Annotated in this window: 18 protein-coding genes; 7 read left to right on the forward strand and 11 right to left on the reverse strand. The window is 67.9% G+C overall.

The genetic code is table 11. The annotated features are described in order from the left end of the window. Positions 1–13: 13 nt before the first annotated feature. The 7 genes from COA17_RS16450 to COA17_RS16480 all read right to left on the reverse strand — a co-directional run bounded on the left by COA17_RS16450 (position 14) and on the right by COA17_RS16480 (position 6,505). Positions 14–1,435 (reverse strand): M16 family metallopeptidase, encoded by a 1,422-nt coding sequence (locus COA17_RS16450; RefSeq protein WP_096613860.1) that lies wholly within the window; start codon positions 1,433–1,435, stop codon positions 14–16. After that, positions 1,435–2,868 (reverse strand): M16 family metallopeptidase, encoded by a 1,434-nt coding sequence (locus COA17_RS16455; RefSeq protein WP_096613862.1) that lies wholly within the window; start codon positions 2,866–2,868, stop codon positions 1,435–1,437. The genes COA17_RS16450 and COA17_RS16455 overlap by 1 nt, the downstream gene beginning before the upstream one ends. 231 nt (positions 2,869–3,099) lie before the next feature. Further along, positions 3,100–3,435 carry a tetratricopeptide repeat protein gene (locus tag COA17_RS16460; protein ID WP_245857885.1) on the reverse strand — a complete coding sequence of 112 codons (336 nt, stop codon included), beginning with the start codon at positions 3,433–3,435 and terminating at the stop codon, positions 3,100–3,102. A 517-nt stretch (positions 3,436–3,952) separates the two neighbouring features. After that, positions 3,953–4,381, reverse strand: a complete 429-nt coding sequence (locus COA17_RS16465; protein WP_066484168.1) for an ExbD/TolR family protein — start codon at positions 4,379–4,381, stop codon at positions 3,953–3,955. A 12-nt stretch (positions 4,382–4,393) separates the two neighbouring features. After that, positions 4,394–4,864 carry an ExbD/TolR family protein gene (locus tag COA17_RS16470; RefSeq protein WP_096613866.1) on the reverse strand — a complete coding sequence of 157 codons (471 nt, stop codon included), beginning with the start codon at positions 4,862–4,864 and terminating at the stop codon, positions 4,394–4,396. A 122-nt stretch (positions 4,865–4,986) separates the two neighbouring features. Continuing rightward, positions 4,987–5,775 (reverse strand): MotA/TolQ/ExbB proton channel family protein, encoded by a 789-nt coding sequence (locus COA17_RS16475; RefSeq protein ID WP_066484164.1) that lies wholly within the window; start codon positions 5,773–5,775, stop codon positions 4,987–4,989. 58 nt (positions 5,776–5,833) lie between these two features. Next, the gene (locus COA17_RS16480) at positions 5,834–6,505 is read right to left on the reverse strand and encodes an energy transducer TonB (protein WP_096613868.1); all 672 of its coding nucleotides are present in this window, start codon (positions 6,503–6,505) and stop codon (positions 5,834–5,836) included. 370 nt (positions 6,506–6,875) lie between these two features. Between COA17_RS16480 and COA17_RS16485 the strand changes: the two genes are divergently transcribed. Beyond that, a complete protein-coding gene (locus COA17_RS16485; protein WP_245857886.1) occupies positions 6,876–7,613 on the forward strand; it encodes a hypothetical protein in 738 nt (245 codons plus the stop codon). Here COA17_RS16485 and COA17_RS16490 read toward each other — a convergent pair. After that, the gene (locus COA17_RS16490; RefSeq protein ID WP_066484847.1) at positions 7,588–7,959 is read right to left on the reverse strand and encodes a dihydroneopterin aldolase; all 372 of its coding nucleotides are present in this window, start codon (positions 7,957–7,959) and stop codon (positions 7,588–7,590) included. The two genes, COA17_RS16485 and COA17_RS16490, sit on opposite strands and share 26 nt — an antisense overlap. Positions 7,960–7,964: 5 nt before the next feature. Beyond that, positions 7,965–8,597 carry a glutathione S-transferase family protein gene (locus COA17_RS16495; protein ID WP_096613870.1) on the reverse strand — a complete coding sequence of 211 codons (633 nt, stop codon included), beginning with the start codon at positions 8,595–8,597 and terminating at the stop codon, positions 7,965–7,967. 89 nt (positions 8,598–8,686) lie between these two features. Here COA17_RS16495 and COA17_RS16500 point away from each other — a divergent pair, with 89 nt between their 5' ends. From COA17_RS16500 to COA17_RS16515, 4 genes are read left to right on the forward strand one after another with little or no spacing between them, the layout of a single operon-like run. Further along, entirely contained in the window at positions 8,687–9,193 is a 507-nt protein-coding gene (locus COA17_RS16500; RefSeq protein ID WP_096613872.1) for a GNAT family N-acetyltransferase, read from the forward strand. 55 nt (positions 9,194–9,248) lie between these two features. Further along, positions 9,249–9,812, forward strand: a complete 564-nt coding sequence (locus COA17_RS16505) for a DUF1285 domain-containing protein (RefSeq protein WP_096613874.1) — start codon at positions 9,249–9,251, stop codon at positions 9,810–9,812. Continuing rightward, a complete protein-coding gene (locus COA17_RS16510; protein WP_096613876.1) occupies positions 9,809–10,399 on the forward strand; it encodes a CoA pyrophosphatase in 591 nt (196 codons plus the stop codon). Before COA17_RS16505 ends, COA17_RS16510 begins: the two co-directional genes overlap by 4 nt. Then, a complete protein-coding gene (locus tag COA17_RS16515; protein WP_096613878.1) occupies positions 10,396–11,598 on the forward strand; it encodes a CCA tRNA nucleotidyltransferase in 1,203 nt (400 codons plus the stop codon). The genes COA17_RS16510 and COA17_RS16515 overlap by 4 nt, the downstream gene beginning before the upstream one ends. Here the strand turns inward: COA17_RS16515 and COA17_RS16520 are convergent. Beyond that, a complete protein-coding gene (locus COA17_RS16520) occupies positions 11,571–13,130 on the reverse strand; it encodes a putative bifunctional diguanylate cyclase/phosphodiesterase (protein WP_231738506.1) in 1,560 nt (519 codons plus the stop codon). The two genes, COA17_RS16515 and COA17_RS16520, sit on opposite strands and share 28 nt — an antisense overlap. Before the next feature lie 177 nt (positions 13,131–13,307). Further along, positions 13,308–15,560, reverse strand: a complete 2,253-nt coding sequence (parC, locus tag COA17_RS16525) for a DNA topoisomerase IV subunit A (protein WP_096613881.1) — start codon at positions 15,558–15,560, stop codon at positions 13,308–13,310. A 50-nt stretch (positions 15,561–15,610) separates the two neighbouring features. Between parC and COA17_RS16530 the strand changes: the two genes are divergently transcribed. Continuing rightward, positions 15,611–16,531, forward strand: a complete 921-nt coding sequence (locus COA17_RS16530) for an alpha/beta hydrolase (protein ID WP_245857888.1) — start codon at positions 15,611–15,613, stop codon at positions 16,529–16,531. A gap of 82 nt (positions 16,532–16,613) precedes the next feature. After that, on the forward strand, positions 16,614–17,450 hold the full coding sequence (locus COA17_RS16535) for a hypothetical protein (protein ID WP_096613885.1): 837 nt from the start codon (positions 16,614–16,616) through the stop codon (positions 17,448–17,450). Positions 17,451–17,539: the final 89 nt, after the last annotated feature.

Here is a 17,539-nt window from a genome sequence, read left to right on the forward strand (position 1 = left end):
CTCGCTGGCACGGCTATTGTGGCGCCGGCACCGTGCGAAGGCCCGCGCTCCCCAGTTCGGGCAGCGTCTGCAACTGTGGGACCACGGTCTTCAGGTCGCCGATCAGGATCAGCGTCATGCGATCTGCGCGCAGCCCCTTTGCCCAATCCTGCACCTGTCCTGCGGTGACCGCCTGGGTGGTGGGGATGTAGCCGCTGATCCAGCTGTCGGGCAGGCCCAGATTCTCCGCGCTCGCGAGCGTGCCGACCACCGATTGCGGCGTCGCGTTACGGAATACGAAAATGCCGGAGACATAGGTCTTCTGCCCCTCGGTCTCCTCGGCGTCGGGCGCCGTCGTCTGCAAGCGGCGCAGTTCGTCGAACACCTCGCGCATCGCCGCGCCGGTCTGCGCGGTGGTGATGTCGGCGTTCCACACGTACCGCGCGTCGCCCGGGTTGTAGCCGACCCGCGAATAGGGTGAGTAGGTATAGCCCTTGTCCTCGCGCAGGTTGCGGGTCAGCCGCGAGCTGAACGAACCCGAATAGAGCGAATCCCCGACCCGCTGCGCCGGCTCCCCGGCACTGCCCGCCAGCGATTGCGGATAGGCAATACGGATTGTGGTTTGCGGCGCGCCGGGGCGATCGACCAGCAGCACCTGCATTTTCGGTTTCGGCGCGGCCGGACGGCTCAAACGCTCCGGCCCGGTGGCCCAGCCGCCAAACGCGCGCGCGACCGCCGTCTTTACGGCAGCGGCATTGAAGCGACCGGCGACATACAGATGCGCCCGCCGTGCGCCGTAGTTTGCGGCATAGAAGCTTTTGACCGTATCCAGCCCATAACCGTCCAGCTGCGCCGCGGTCGGCATCGGCGTACCGTACGGATGCGCGTCGCCATAATAAGCGCGCGCCAGGACGATATTGGCCTGCACCGGCGCCTGCGCCAGCGACACCGCCAGCGCACGCGCGTCATTGGCCTTGACCCGCGCCCATTCCGCCGCCGGGAAGGCCGGGCGCGTCGCGATGGTGCCGATCAGTGCGACCGCATCGGCGGCCTTTTCGGACAGGACGTCGGTGCTGACCGAGGTCATCTGCGCGCCGGCGCCGACGCTGATCCGCCCGCCCATGTCCGCTGCGCGGTCGGCGATCTGATCCGACGTCAGACCGCCGGCGCCCTCCTTCAGCATCTCCGCCGTCATCTGCGCCGCCCATGGCGCCCCCGTCTCGTTCAGCGTGCCGGCGAATACGCGCAGGTCGACCGTTACCTTGGGCGTGGTGCCATAGGGGAGCAGCGTCACCTTCATGCCGTTGGGCAGCGCATAGGTTTCGCTGCGCGGCAGCTGGAACGGCTTGAGCGGGTCGATCGGTGGCGGCGGGGGCGTATCCTGTGCGTACAGCGGCACCGATGTGGCGACGAGGACGGCGGCGGGCAGCAGCACCGCGGCAAGGGTCGGGCGCATCACTTCGCGGCTCCTTCATGCTTCAGCCCGGCCTCGATCAGATAGGTCGATCGCGCCTCCGGCCGCAGATAGTCGCGCGCCACCTTCTGGATCAGCGCGGGGGTGACCGCATCGAAGCCGGCCTGCAGCGTGTTCACTTTAGCGGGATCATCGTCGAACAGGGCATAGACCGCCAGCAGATCGACCAGCCCCATGCGGGTGGGATCGTTGAAACTGTCGTACAGGCTGGAACGCAGCTTCGTCCGCGCGCGCGCCAGTTCGGCCTCGCTGACCGGACGGTTGCGCACATCCTCGATCACCGCGTCGATCGCACTATCGATCTCGGCACGGCCGCGCGCGGCGTCATGCGTGAAATAGACGTCCCACAGCATCGGCCCGCGATAGTTGAACATGTTGCCCAAGCCGTCATTGATCCCGCCGGCCAGGTCGCCGGTGATCTGCCGTTCCTTTACCAGCTTGCGGTACAGGCGGCTGTCCTCGCCCTGCACCAGGATCTGGTCCAGCAGGCCCATCGCATACCATTCGGGCGTGCCGCGGTCGGGCACGTGATAGCCGATCGCATAACCCGGCTTGGGCGCCAGCGGATCGACCCGTGTCTTGACGCGCGGCGCGGTCTGGCGCGGCTCCGACAGGTCGGGCAATGTCACGGCCGGGCCGCGGGGAATCGGCCCGAAGTAGCGCGCGACCATCGCCCTGGCAGCGGCCTCGTCGAAATCGCCCGCGATCACGAGCACCGCATTATTAGGGCTGTAGAAGGTCCGACGGAACGTCTCGGCATCGGCGACGGTTGCCGCCTCGATCTCCTTCAGATCGCCATAGAAATTGTGCGCATTATACCAGTTGGTATTGGCCAGCATCGGCAGGTCGATCCAGGGCCAGCCGCCATAGGGCTGATTGAGGACGTTGCCCTTCACCTCGTTGCCGACGACGCCCTGCTGATTCTTCAACACCGCGTCATTGATGACCGGGCGCGCCATGCGATCGGCGTCGAGCCACAGCATCCGTCCCAGCGCACCCGCCGGAACGGTTTCATAGTAATTGGTGAAATCGAACCGGGTCGATCCGTTGTTGATCCCGCCCGAATTGGTGACCGTCTTGTCGAACACGCCCTTGGGCGCATTCGCCGAGCCTTGGAACATCAGATGTTCGAACAGATGCGCGAAGCCGGTCTTGTCGCGCGGTTCGACGCGAAAGCCGATGCCGTAATAGACGGACACCGTGACCAGCGGCACCGTAGCGTCGCGGGTCATCACCACCTTCAGCCCGTTGGGCAGCGCGTAATAGGTGATCGGCACCTGAAACGCGGGCGCCGCCGCCGTTGCCGCCCCCGGAACAGACGTCGCCGCGCGCGTCCGTGCGACGGCATCACCCGACAGGCCCGGCGCGAGCGCGAGCGCGCCCACCGCCGCGGCCACATGCCACCTCAACCTCATCGATCGCCCCTGTTCTTGTCCGATCGACAAACCGTAACCGACGCCCCCTCGTGAGGATAGTGCCCTTTGCCGCACCAGGTCTATGGGCGAGTCTATGGACGACGGCGCGGGGAATTTGATCGGCGATTGCCACACCGCCGCGATCGGCGACAACGCAGAAGGGGCAGGAAGCTTCCACCGCCCACCCCTCCGAAAGTTTCATTTTAGCAACAGCTGTTGCCGATCCGCATCTCATCGTGACGCTATTGTCGCTCCCAGTCGGGCAAGTCCGCGCCGTGCGATTTCATGCGACGACAGCACCGCGCCATCCGCAAGGTCCATCGGCACCGCCTCGCGCGCCATCACCTCGCCGTACAGCGCGCGAGCCTGATCGATGCGACCGGTGCGCGCGTAGACGGCAGCCAGGTTGAGCATCAGCTCGGGACGACTGGGAAAAATGATGCGTTCCCGCGTCAGCGTCGCCTCGGCCTGCGACAGGCTGCCCGCCGAAATCGCTTTATAACCGACCCGGTCCTTCGCCATCGCCGGGGTAGCGACCATTGCCACTGCCACCGCCGCGATCGTCACGATCCTGCCCATCACCGTCTCCTGTCACTGACCTCCGCCCAATGCTTCGGTTACTGTTTTATGACAGACAAAGTGTCATCGTTATGTCATATTGGCAAGTGCTTTGAATGCCCCTTCGCGAGAGTGAGGCTGGGTGCCGTTTGAATGAGCGACAGACCTCAACGGGTTGGACGCGGAGTCATCGAATTTTCCGTCCAGGTCGCTGCGGCAGTGCGCAGACGCCGGAGCCGCTCCTGGACACGACCGGCGCTGAAACACCGCGCGCTTTGCCCCGCGAGCCCACGTGCATTACCGGACCTCGCGCCGTGCAGCAGGATAGCTCCCGGCCGCATCCCCACCTTGATCGCGACCGTAGCGCAACAACTGGCTGCCCCGGGGGCCGCCCCGTCCCGCTTGGATGGAAGGCCGCCCTAAGCCTGCCCGCCAAGGCCTGGAGCCGGCACGAACGAAAACGGGCGGCCCATAGGGGCCGCCCGTACATCGTCCGATGGTTCGACAGTGAGCCGAATCGCCGCGATCAGAAATCGCGGTAATATTGCTCGTTGCCGACGAAGCCGAGCTTCGTGATGTTCGACCGCTTGATCTCCGCCAGCGTCTGATCGACGACGTCGTAGCGTGTCGCCGGATCGGGCTGGAACTGCAGTTCCGGCTCGGGGTTCATCGCCGCCGACTGATCCAGATACTGGCGCAGCAGCGTCGAGTTCACCGGCGCGCCGTTCCAGGTGACGTTACCGGTCACGTCGATCGCGATCTTGTTCTTGATCGGATCGACCGGCGGCTTGACCGCCTTCGGATCGTTGACCGGCAGGTCGACCTTCACCGCGTGGGTCGGCACCGGGAGGGTGATGATGAACATGATGAGGAGCACGAGCATGACGTCGATCAACGGCGTCGTGTTCATTTCCATCATCGGTTCGCCGTCATCGCGGCCACCACTCATTGCCATGTCAGCTACTCCTTAACCGGCGACGGCCGGCTGCGAGATGAACCCGACCTTCGCAAAGCCGGCCATCTGCATGTTGTAGATCGTCCCGGCGACGCAGCGCCACGGCGTGGCGACGTCGGCGCGGATATGCGCTTCGGGCAGTTCGAGATCGGGGTTGCCTGCGCCGCCCTGACGATCGATTTCGGTCTTCAGCTTGGCGACCGCACGATCCAGCAGTTCCTGATGGGTGACCGGGGTGATGCCCCAATATACCTGGCAGGTGCCGTTGTTACCGGTGACCGACAGCGAGACGTTCTCGGGCTTGGTCGTGGTGGGATCGAAGGTGACATTGGGCAGCTTGATGCCCTTCACCGTCTGGATGGCGACCGGCACCGCGATCAGGAAGATGATGAGGAGCACCAGCATGACGTCCACGAGAGGCGTCGTGTTGATGTCCGACATCGGTTTTTCTTCAGCGGAATTTCCGCCAACGCTCATCGCCATGGATCAGGCTTTCCTATTCCTTCGTTCCGCCGCCTCGCTTCCGATCCTTGCGGACCACAAGGAAGCAGCGGCAGGTGATGAACGGGGCCACCGCAAGGGCGGCCCCGCGTACCCCTTTTATCTTACGGGCGGGTCGGCACGCCACCGGTCTGGCCGGCGGTCGTGGTCGCCGCCGGCTTCACCGGAGCCTTGGGCGCCGCGCCCGCAGCCGCCGGCTTCACCGCGCCGTTCGAGGCCAGGAAGCCCAGCACGTCGTTCGAGAAGGCCGACAGGTCTTCCGCGATCGACTTGTTGCGGCGCTGCAGCCAGTTGTAGGCGAGCACCGCCGGCACCGCGACGACCAGGCCGAGCGCGGTCATGATGAGCGCCTCACCGACCGGACCGGCGACCTTGTCGATCGAGGGATCGCCCGACGCGCCGATCTTGATCAGCGCGCGGTAGATGCCGACGACGGTACCGAACAGACCGATGAACGGCGCGGTCGCGCCCACGGTCGCCAGAAAGGCGAGACCGCCGCCCAGCTTAGAGTTGATCGCCGCTTCCGAGCGGGCCAGCGAACCGTGCAGCCAGTCGTGCGCCTCAACCGGATCGGTCAGCTTCGAGTGCTGCTCCTGCGCGGCCAGGCCGTCGTCGACCAGCTGCTTGTAGGCCGAGTTCTTCTCCAGCTTCGCCGAGCCTTCGCGCAGCGAGGTGCTGTTCCAGAAGCTGGCGCGGACGCGCTTCGCCTGGTTCAGGATCTTCTGCTGTTCGAACAGCTTGGAGAACAGGATGTAGAACGACACCACCGACATGATCACCAGGATGGTGAACACCGACTGCGAGATAATGCCGCCTTCCTTCAGCGCCTGCTGCAGGCCGAACTGGTTTTCGGCTGCCGCGGTCCCACCCGCGGCGAGGATGTTGATGATCATTTTAGCTCTAGTCCTCTGACTGAATAGGTTTGTTTCGTTCGGTCGATCTACGCAAAGATCAGTTCTGCGGCAGGCGCCACGTCACGCGCCGGCTCCGGGTCGTCGCCATCGGGTTACCCGCGGCGTCGAGCGCCGGGGAGTAACGCCCGCGACGTTCCAGGATGCGGCACGTCGCCTGGTCGAGAGCGGACGAGCCGCTGGACGACGTCACGCGACAGTTTTCCGCGCGCCCCTGCGCATTCACGGTCCATGCGATGCCGACGGTCCCCTGCTCCTCGGCACGCAGCGCCGACGGGGGGTAATCGTCCGCCGAGAACCAGCTCAGCTCGTCACCCTTGGACGCAGCGGCCTTGCTCACCGTGGGGGGAGCGGGCGGCGGCGGCGCGGGCGGCGCAGGCGGTGCGACGACCGGCGACGGCACATAGACCGGCGGCGGCGTCGGAACCGTCTGGATCGCGACGGGCGGCGGGTTCGGGTTCTGGACGATCGGCGGCGGCGACACGACCGGCGGCGGCGTCATCGGCACGTCGGGCGGAGGGGGCGGCGGCTCATCCGGCGGCGGGGGCGGTGGCTCCTCGACGTCGAACGTGTTCAGCTTCTCGACCTGCTTCTTGACGAAATTCGTCGCGAGGCCGGTTATGAAGGCATAGCCGAGAGCGACGTGAATCAGCGCGACGATAACCAGCGCGCCAATCTTGCCCCCGCTCATCTTCTGGTCAGAATAGGCCATTCAGCAACGAAACTCCCTCATCCTGCGGCCCTTGGGGTGATCGGACACCGTTGTCCGACCGGGTGTTAACCGTTCCGCAGCCCTTCATGCGATAGGCCACAGACCGCCAAGTCCTATCGCGCCGCTTTTGGCGACGCAAACGCTTTGTCATGCGCAACAAACGTACAATCGAACCGCGACAGAATTATTTCTGTATCGTTCATCAAGGTTGACGTAGGCGGATCGCATGACCTCACCCGCGCTTCGCCGAGTCCCGCACATTTTTCTCGCGCTGCCGCTGATGGCCTTAGCCGCCGGCCCCGCGAGTTCGCAAACCCCGGCCGCACAGGCGGTTGAATCCGCACCGGTTTACGAAGAGGTCGCCGGTCTGGTGATCGACAGCCCGGTCATCGTCGACGCCACCATCCGGTCCGCCGCGCGGATCAAGGGCGCGGAGGCCGCCGGCGTCGCCGCGGGTCACACGCGCTTTTATGTCGAGGCGGATGTTGCGGCACTGATCCGCGGCACCGGCGCGATCCCGGCCCGAATCGGCTGGCTGGTCGATGTCGCGCCTGATTGGCGCGGGCGTACCCCCAGTCTGAAGAAGCGCCGCGTCATCGCCTTCGCCCGCCCCGTCGCGGGGCGGCCCGACCAGCTTCAGCTCGTCACGCCCGGCGCGCAACGCGACTGGTCGCCCGCGCTCGACGCGCTAACGCGGCGGATCGCGCAGGATGCGGCCGCGCCGGACGCGCCGCCGGTCGTCACCGACGTGCGCAACGCCTTCCACGTACCCGGTGCGCTGCCGGGCGAGGGCGAAACGCAGATCTTCCTGAAAACGCGGGACGATCGCCCCGCCGCACTGTCGATCCTGCGCCGTCCGGGCGAACAACCGCGCTGGTCGGTCGCCACCAGCGAGATCATCGACGATTCGGCGGCCGCCCCGGCCCGCGACACGCTGTTGTGGTATCGCCTGGCCTGTTTCTTGCCGCGTGCGCTGCCGGAACGCAGCACCGCGGCATTGTCCGCGGACGATGCCGAGCAGGCGCGTGCCGACTATCGCGTCGTCATCGAGCAGCTGGGCACGTGCCGGAATGGGACAGACGCTAGCGGCGGTGCCGTATCAGGGTGATTCCGATCGATTCGCCGGCCTCGGCGATCGCCAGCTTGACGATCTTCACCTTCACGCGGCGGACGCGGCGGTCCTGGAGGAACAGCGTCTCGGCGATATGATCGGCAACCGCCTCGATCAGCGTGAAATGTCCCGCCGGCGCCAGCGCATCGGTCGCGGCATGGCGCAGGTCGAGGTAGTTCTTCGACGCGCTGAGCGGGGTGTCCGGGGCGTAGCGATCGGGGGCGTCGAGCAGAACGGTCAGCGAGATCCGCAAGGGCTGCGGCAGATGCGTTTCCTCGGAGTAGATGCCGGTCAGCACCTGCACTTCCAGGTCGTGCACCTCCAGTTCCAGCGTATCGTCCATCGCGCTCATGCCTCCGCACTCGGGCGAGCGGTGACGATGCCGTACCAGCGCGCGATATGCTCCGCCCCCTCGGGCAGCGTCAGCCTGGCACGCCGTGCGAAGTCGATCGTGACCAGCGCGGTGATGTCGGCAAAGCTGTAACGATCGCCCGCAACCCATTCATTCTGCGACAGTTGCCGGTCGAGCGCCGCGGCGAAACCGGCCCACATCACCCGCGCGCGATCGACCAGCGCGGGGATCTGCGCCACCTCCGGCCAGTGACCGGGCAAGCCGCGCCCCGCGAAGGCAGGGACGCCGTTGCGCAGCGCATAGGCGGCCGCCGCATAGCCCTCCGCCTCGATCCGCCGGGTCCAGCCTTCGATGCGCGCGACCTCCACCGGACGCACCCCGAACAGCGGCGGCTCGGGGTGCAGCGCCTCGAAGAAGCGACAGATGGCCGATGATTCGACGATCACCTCCCCGTCGTCCAGCTCCAGCGCCGGCACCACACCGCGCGGCACCAGCGCGCGATAGGCCTCCCCCAGATGCTCGCCCGTCGCCAGGTCGATCGGGACGCGCTCCACCTGGATCGCCTTTTCGGCGAGATAGACCCGCACGCGGCGGGGGCTGGGCGCCCAGGCGGCATCGTAAAGCTTCATCAGACGGTCATTCCGGTTGCGTTCGGTCCCAGTCTCGCTAAAGCGCCCGCGCCCGGGCGTCCATGCCCGGTATTGGGCAGGATGCGGCGGTGGTCCAGATGGTGCCGATCACGACGGTGGATGCGGATGCGGTGGAGCGGTTGCTTGACCGTGCGTTCGGCACCGACCGGCACGGTCGCACCGCCTATCGCCTGCGTGCCGGGACCTCCGCTATCCCGGAGCTGAGCATTGCCGCGGTCGACGGGGACGAATTGGTCGGATCGATCCAGTGCTGGCCGGTGCGCTTCGCCGGGGACGACGGGTGTGACGTGCCGCTGGTGCTGGTCGGTCCGGTGGCGGTCGACCCGGAGCGCCAGCAGGGCGGCATCGGGCGCGCACTGGTCGCCGCGTCGCTGGCCGCGGCGGACGCGCGCGGCGACGCCCTGATGCTGATCGGTGATCCCGAATATTACGGTCGCTTCTTCGGCTTTTCGGCGGAGGCGACCGCGGGGTGGCGACTGCCCGGCCCGGTCGAGGCACGCCGCCTGCTGGCGCGCGGACCGGGGGTGCCCGCCGGTACGGGGGCGATCGGCCCGCGCGTTACGGCGGTCGCCTGACGGTTATCGGCCCCTCGCCCTTTACCCGCGCGGTACGGCTCCCTAACTGGCGGACATGCCGATGGCGCCGCCCCCCGAATTCGATACACTGACGCTCGCCGACATCGCGCGGCTGGCCGATGCCGACCGCCTGCCGCCGGTCGACCGCTGGCACCCCGATCATTGCGGCGACAGCGAGATGCGGATCGCGCGCGACGGCACCTGGTTTCATCAGGGTTCGCCGATCGGCCGGCTTGCGATGGTGCGCGCGTTCAGCCGCATCCTGCGCCGCGAACCCGACGGCGGCTATGTCCTGGTCACCCCGGTCGAGAAGCTCGACATCGCGGTGGAGGACGCCCCGTTCGTCGCGGTCGAAATGAAGGCCGAGGGCGACGGGCGCGACGCGATGCTGGCGTTCCGCCTGAACACCGGCGAGGTCGTCACCGCCGGCCCCGACCATCCGTTGCGCTTCGAGGAGCGCGACGACGGCCCCCACCCCTATGTGCGCGTGCGCGGCGGTCTGGACGCGCTGGTTTCGCGCGCGATCTACTACGATCTGGCGGAGCGCGCGCTGGCGGGCGACGAGACGCCGCCCGGCCTGTGGAGCGCTGGCGCCTTCTTCCCGCTCCAGCCCGAATGACGGCGCTGGCCGAGCGGCTCGCCGCCGCGCTGGTTTCCCCGGCGGAGACCGCGCTGATCGAAAGCGATCAGGACGATCTGCCGGAACACGATGCGATGGCCGCCGCGGCGGTGCTGGTGCCGATCACCGACCGGCCGCGCCCCGGCCTGATCCTGACCCAGCGTACCGAGACGCTGCGCAAGCACGCCGGACAGGTCGCCTTCCCCGGCGGCCGGATCGATCCGGGCGAGGATGCGGTGACTGCGGCGTTGCGCGAGGCGGACGAGGAGATCGCACTGCCGCCCGATGCGGTGCGGGTGATCGGCGCAGCCGACCGCTATCGCACCGGCACGGGGTTCAGCATCACGCCGATCCTCGCGATCGTCCCGCCCGATCTGGCGCTGGTCCCCAGCGAGGCGGAAGTGGCGAGCGTGTTCGAAGTGCCGCTCGATTTCTTGCTGGACAGTGCGAACCACCGCGCCGTGTCGACGATGTGGCAGGGACGCGAGCGCCATTATTACGAGATGATGTGGCAGGATCGCCGGATCTGGGGCGCGACCGCCGGCATGATCGTGAACCTGTCGCGCCGGCTGCGATGGGGGATATGAGCGGCATCCAGGGACAGCGGCTGCCCGAAGCGCCGTGGCGCCATCGTCCCGGGCTCGACCGGCTGGCGGCGGCGCTGGACGCCGCGGGCGGCCATGCGCGCTACGTCGGCGGCGCGGTGCGCGATACGTTGCTGGGACTGGACGTCGCCGACATCGACATCGCCACCGATCTGCGCCCGGACGACGTGGTGCGGCGGCTCGAGGCGGCGGGGATCAAGGCGATCCCCACCGGCATCGCCCATGGCACCGTCACCGCGGTGAGCGAGGGGACGGTGGTGGAGGTCACCACGCTGCGCCACGACGTCGCCACCGACGGGCGACACGCGGTGGTCGCCTTTGCCGACGATTGGCGCGAGGATGCGGCGCGGCGCGATTTCACGATCAACGCGCTTTATGCCGATCCGGCGGACGGCACCTTGTTCGACTGGTTCGGCGGGCTGGACGACCTGGCGGCGCGGCGCGTGCGGTTCATCGGGGATCCCTATCGCCGGATCGCGGAGGATCACCTGCGCATCCTGCGATTCTTCCGCTTTCACGCGCGCTTCGGCACGACGATCGACCAAGATGCGCTGGAGGCGTGCACGGCGCGCGCCAACGACCTGATGGCCCTCAGCCGGGAACGCATCGCATCCGAGCTGCTGAAGCTGCTGGTCGCGCCGGGTGCGGTGGCGGCGGTGGCGGTGATGGAGGAGCGCGGCATCCTGCGCCCCGTATTGCCGGAGATCACCGCGGAGGGCGTCGCGCGGCTCGATACGCTGGCGCGCCGCGAGGCGGCGGATGGCATCGCGGCCGATCCCGTCCGCCGGCTCGCCGCGCTGGTGCCTGCCAGCGCAGCCGAAAGCGTCGGCGCGCGGCTGAAGCTGTCGAATGCGGATCGCAAGCGGTTGATCCAGGCGGGCGGCGATGTCGGGGATGAAGGCGCGCGTGCCCTCGCCTACCGCACCGGAACGCAGACCGCGATCGACCGGCTGCTGCTGTCCGGCGGAGAGGTATCGGCGCTGCACGGCTGGCAGCCTCCGGTGCTACCGATCGGCGGCGGCGCATTGGTGGAGCGCGGGCTGGCACGGGGACCAGACGTCGCACGCACGCTCAAAACGATCGAGGGGCGCTGGATCGCCGAGAATTTCCCCGATGCCGCGCGCGTCGCGCAGATCGCGGACGAGGAAGTCGATCAGCTGTTGCGATCGAGCAGATATTGATAGGCCGCGTCCGCCGCCAGCGGACGCGAATAGGCATAGCCTTGGCCGAAGTTGCAGCCGAGCGCGGCAAGCGTCTGCCCGACTTCGATCGTCTCGATCCCCTCGGCCACCGTCGCCATGCCCAGCGCCTGCGCCAGGCTGAGGATCGCGCGGACAATCGCCACCTTGTCGCGGTCCTGCAACAGGCCGGTGACGAAGCTGCGGTCGATCTTCAGCAGGTCGATCGGCAGCCGCTGAAGCGAGGCGAGGTTCGAAAAGCCGGTGCCGAAATCGTCCATCGCGATCATCGCGCCAAGATCCTTCAGCGCCATCAGCACGTGCGACATGCGATCGGGATCGGCGATGATCGCGCTTTCAGTCAGTTCCAGCTTCAGCCGCTCGCCCGCCAGCCCGGCGGCGGCCAGCGCATGTTCCACCGCCTGCGGGATGCTGTCGCGCTGCAGCTGGATCGGGGACAGGTTGACCGCAAGGCTGATCCCGCAATTGCCGCCGTGGCGCGCATCCCATGATGCCAGCGTGCGCGTGGCGGTGCCCAGCGCCCAGCGGCCCAGCGGCACGATCAGCCCCGATTCTTCCGCCACCTGGATGAAGCGCGCCGGATCGTGGGATACGCCGTCTTCGTCGGTCCAGCGCGACAGCGCCTCGAACCCGCTGACCCGACCGGTCGCCAGATCGCAGATCGGCTGAAAGACCAGCGACAGCTGATCGTTCTCGATCGCGCGCCGCAGCGCGGTTTCCATCGCGAATTCCTCACGCGCGGAATCCAGCGCGTGGGTGTGATATGCCTCGGCGACCTTCGACGCCTTTGATTTCTTCATCGCCACCTGCGCGTGGCGGATGACGTCCTCCGCATCGGAAACGGTCGGATCGCCGAACGCGATGCCGATCGCGCACGACACGCGGATTTCGTAGTCGCTCAGGCGGAACGGCGTCGAAAGGACGTCGCGGATGCGGCGCGCGACATGATCGACTTCCTGCGCGCTCTGGTCGATCGCCAGCAACACGCCGAATTCGTCCCCGCCGGTACGCGCCAGCACGTCGCGCGCGCGAAGCGCGCCCTTGATGCGACGCGCGACGGTGATGAGCAGTTCGTCCCCGGCCAGCGAGCCCAGACAGGCGTTGAAGCGGCTGAATCGCTCCAGGTCGATCATCAGCACCGCCCAGCGCCGCGCGCCCGCGCCCATCATTGCTTCCAGCGCATCGGTAAACCCGCCGCGGTTGGGCAGGCCGGTCAGGCTGTCGGTCGCCATTTCGCGGCGCAGCGTGTCTTCGGTGCGCACCTCGGCGGTCTGATCGACCAGCGACACCATGCACACCGGGTCGCGGCGATGAGTCATCCGCGACAGCGTGATGCGATAGTGGCGCCGCTCGACGGCGGCGCCCGCCTGCCAATCCACTTCCGTGCGCAGTTCATCCGATTGCAGGAAATCGGTGACCAGCGCGACCAGTCCTTCCTCGCTCGCCAGCCCCGCGCGGGCGAAAGCGCGGTTATGGATTTCCCAGACCGTACAATCACCCTGTAGGCGGGCCATCACCAACGGGATCGGAATGAGTTCGAGCGCGCCCTCGCTTGCGGAGAGGCCCGGCCCCACCACATGCGGGGTAAAGGCTCCCCCCCTTTTCGCTGTCGCCCCGACTGCCATCAGGATGGCTAATAAGGTTAAGTCGTTAAAGGTGACTTACGGCGCGACGCCGGTGTGCCGCCGCGTTCAGAAGCGATTGTCGCGCGGAAATCCGGTGGGTGCCATGCGACCTGCGGCCCCGCGCGCGGTGCGCCACGGGGTCAGATCCGCCTCGGTGCGCACGCGCCCGCTCGCACCGCCCATGGCCCAGCTCAGCCCGTCCGCGAACACCAGCGTGCGCGCGTCGGCCAGCCCGCCATCGCGATAGCGTTGCAGCTGCACCCCTTGCCCGCGGGTCATTTCCGGCAATTCGCCGATCGGAAACACCGCCAGCTTGCGATTGTCGCCGATCACCGCGACGTAATCGTCGGCGGCGCCGACCGGGCGGACCAGCATCAGCCGCGCGCCGATGCGCGGCGTCATCACCGTCTTGCCCTTGCGCGTTTCGGCGACGACTTCCGCCGCCGGGACGACGAAGCCCCGCCCGTCGCTCGCCGCCACCAGCAGCCGCTGCGCGGCGGCGGCCCGCAGGAACGCGACGATCGGCACGGTGCCGTCCAGATCGATCGAAGCGCGCACCGGCTCGCCGAACCCGCGCCCGCCCGGCAGCTTGTCCGCCGCCAGGGTGTAGAAGCGCCCGTTGCCGGCGGCGAGCAGCAGCTTGTCGGTGGTGTGCGCATGAAACGCGAAGGCCGGGCCGTCGCCTTCCTTGAACTTCATCGTCTCCGGCGCGGACAGGTCAACGTGGCCCTTCATCGCGCGCACCCAGCCGCGTTCGGACAGGATGACGGTAATCGGCTCGCGCTCGATCATCGCCTCCAGCGGGATGTCGCGCGCCGCGGCCTGTTCCTCGATCGCCGTGCGTCGCCGCCCCAGCGGAGTTTCTGCACCATAGCGGTCGCGGATCTTCGCGAGATCGCGCTTCAACCGCGTGCGCTGGCGCGCCTCCGACCCCAGCAGGGTCGTCAGCTCGCCCTGCTCCTTCTCCAGCGCGTCGCGCTCGCGCCGCAACTCCATCTCCTCCAGCTTGCGCAGGCTGCGCAGCCGCATGTTAAGGATCGCCTCCGCCTGCCGGTCGGTCAGCGCAAATTCGGCGATCATCACCGGCTTCGGCTCGTCCTCGGTACGGATGATCTCGATCACCCGGTCGAGGTTGAGGAAGGCGATGATATAGCCGCCCAGCAACTCGAGCCGGTCGGCGATCTTGCCGAGCCGATGCTCGGTCCGCCGGCGCAATACGACGAACTGATGGTCGACCCATGCGGCCAGCGCCTCGCGCAGGCTCATCACCCGTGGGGTGCGATCCTTGTCGAGGACGTTGAGGTTCAGCGGTACGCGCGTTTCGAGGTCCGAGAGCCGGAACAACCCGTCCATCAACACCTGCGCATCGACGGTGCGGCTGCGCGGCTCCAGCACGATCCGCACCTGCTCGTCCGATTCGTCGCGCACGTCCGCCAGGATCGGCAGCTTCTTGTCCTCGATCAGCGCGGCAAGCTGCTCGATCAGTTTCCCCTTGGCGACGCCATAGGGAATTTCGGTGACGACCAGATGCCAGCCGCCGCCCTTCTCCACCACCTTGTCGATCCGCGCGCGAACGCGGAACGCGCCGCGGCCGGTGGCATAGGCCTCCGCGATGATCGCGGGCGCATCGACGACCAGCCCGCCGGTGGGAAAGTCCGGCCCCTTCACGAACGCCAGCGGATCGGCGGTCCGGTCGTCGACTAGCGCGATCGCGGCATCCAGCAGCTCGGCGGCATTGTGCGGCGGGATGCTGGTCGCCATGCCGACCGCGATCCCGCTGGCGCCGTTGGCCAGCAGATTGGGGAAGGCGCCGGGGAACAGCTCCGGCTCCTGCTCCTCGCCGTTATAGGTCGGGCGGAACTCGGTCGCGTCCTCGTCCAGGCCGTCCATCAGGTCGATCGCGACCTGCGTCAGCCGCGCCTCGGTATAGCGATAGGCGGCGGCATTATCGCCGTCGATATTGCCGAAATTGCCCTGACCGTCGACCAGCGGGTAACGGAGCGCGAAATCCTGCGCCAGCCGGACCATCGCGTCATAGACGGACTGGTCGCCGTGCGGGTGATATTTGCCGATCACGTCGCCGACGACGCGCGCGCATTTCTTGTAGCCCGACGCCGGATCGAGCCGCAGCAGCCGCATCGCCCACAACAGCCGGCGGTGCACCGGCTTGAGCCCGTCGCGCACATCCGGCAGCGACCGCGCGGTGATCGTCGACAGCGCGTAAACGAGGTACCGCTCCGACAGCGCGCTGTCGAACGGCGCATCGAACGTGCCCACGGCGGGGTTGTCGGGAAAGTCGGTCAGATCGGTCTTGGCCATCGGTGGACCGCGACTAGCAGGCGCACGCGCATCCGTTAAGAGGGGTGTCGATGCCGACAGCTACGCTGCCCCGCCTGTTGATGCTTGCCACCGCCGCGCTGGCGGGATCATGCTCGCCAACCGCCATGACCGCCGACCGCACCGCCGCTTTCGCCCCGCTGACCTGGGATGACCTGACCCGGCGCCCGCGCCCCGCAGCCGACGCCACGGTCGCCTATGGCGCAGATGCCCTGCAGAAGGTGGACGTGTGGGTGCCACGCGGGGCCGGACCGCATCCGGTGGTGGTGATGGTGCACGGCGGCTGCTGGCAGACGTCGATCGCCGACCGGCGGCTGATGGACTGGGTTGCGGGTGACCTGCGCGATGCCGGCGTCGCGGTGTGGAACATCGACTATCGCGGGGTGGACCGCGACGGCGGCGGCTATCCTGGCACCTTCCGCGACGTCGCGCAGGCCGCCGATGCGCTGCGCGACCATGCCGCGCGATATCACCTCGATATTCGCCGCGTCGTCGCGATCGGCCATTCGGCGGGCGGGCATCTTGCGCTGTGGCTGGCGGGACGCGCGCGGCTTCCCGCCGACAGCCTGCTGCGCACCGCCGACCCGCTGCCGATCGCGCATGTCGTCAGCCTGGGCGGGCTGCCCGATCTGGAAGCGACCGCCGCCAGCCCCGACAATGGCTGCGGCACCGCGGTGGTCGCACGGCTGGTCGGCACCGCCCGCACTGATCCCTATGCCGACACGTCGGTGCCGCGGCTGTTCCCGTTGGGCGTGCCGCAAGATCTGGTCAACGGACGCGAGGACCGCATCATCCCCTATCGCATGGCGACCGATTACGTCGCCCGCGCCACCGCCGCCAGCGACCGGGCGACGCTCCATCGCGTCGATCGCACCGGCCATGTCGAACTGGTGACTCCCGACACCGCCGCGTGGCGCGAAGCGAAGCGGCTGGTCCTGGCGGCGCTGCGATAGAACGGCCACCGCGTTCCGTTGATCGCGCTTGACGCACGGGCCGCCATAGTTTCATCTTCTACAATATAGATGGGGATAGTAGATGAAGAGATGGATCGTCGCAGCGTTGCTGCTGGCAACCGCGTGCAGCAAGGGGCCCGATCACGTCGATGAGGACCGCCGCGAAGAGGCAGGCCTCGGCGTCGACGTCACCGCCGCGCCGGGCGTCGCCTTCCGCTACGACTACAGCTTCCGCCTCCCGGCCGGGCATATCGCCGGCGCGCAGGAAGCGCATGCCCAGGCCTGCGAGCGGCTGGGGGTCACGCGCTGCCGCATTACCGGCATGACCTATAACGTCGGCGACGACCGCGATGTCGACGGGTCGTTGTCGTTCGCGCTTGAACCGTCGATCGCCCGCGCTTTCGGGCGGGAGGGGATCGCGGTCATCGAAAAATCGGATGGCATGCTGTCCAGCGCGGAGATCAGCGGGACCGATACCACCCCGGCTTCGGCCGCCGCAGCCGCCGCGCAACAAGCCGCGAAGGCGGATGGTTCGGCAGCGCAGGGCGACCTGGCAGCCGCCGGATCGGCCAGCGAGCGCGCCGAACTGCTGCGCCAGCGCGCAGAAGCCAAGGCCCGCGAACGCGCTGCCGCGGCCAGTATCGCCGAACAACGCACGCTGCTGGCAAGCACCCCGATGATGTTCCGCTACGTTTCCGGAACCGCGCTACGCAGCTTCGGCGAGGCCCCGCTGGCGCGCGCGGCGGACAATGCACTGGCGTCCACGCGATGGGTGCTCACCGCCATCCTCTGGGTCATCGCCACCCTCGGACCGCCACTCGTCGTCCTGACACTCCTGTGGCTGGCGTGGCGTCGAGTCGGGCAGTCATGGTGGCGGCGGCTGACGGACGCGTCCTCCCCACCGCCCCCATCCGCCTGATTTGCGCCCCCTGCCCCCTTCCCGTATAGCCCGTGGTCGATTCCCGCCCCGGCATCGCGATCCCGTCGCGGCCGGGGCGATCCGTTTCG

The organism is Sphingomonas ginsenosidimutans (assembly GCF_002374835.1).
In the GTDB taxonomy this organism is placed as follows: Bacteria; Pseudomonadota; Alphaproteobacteria; order Sphingomonadales; family Sphingomonadaceae; genus Sphingomonas; species Sphingomonas ginsenosidimutans.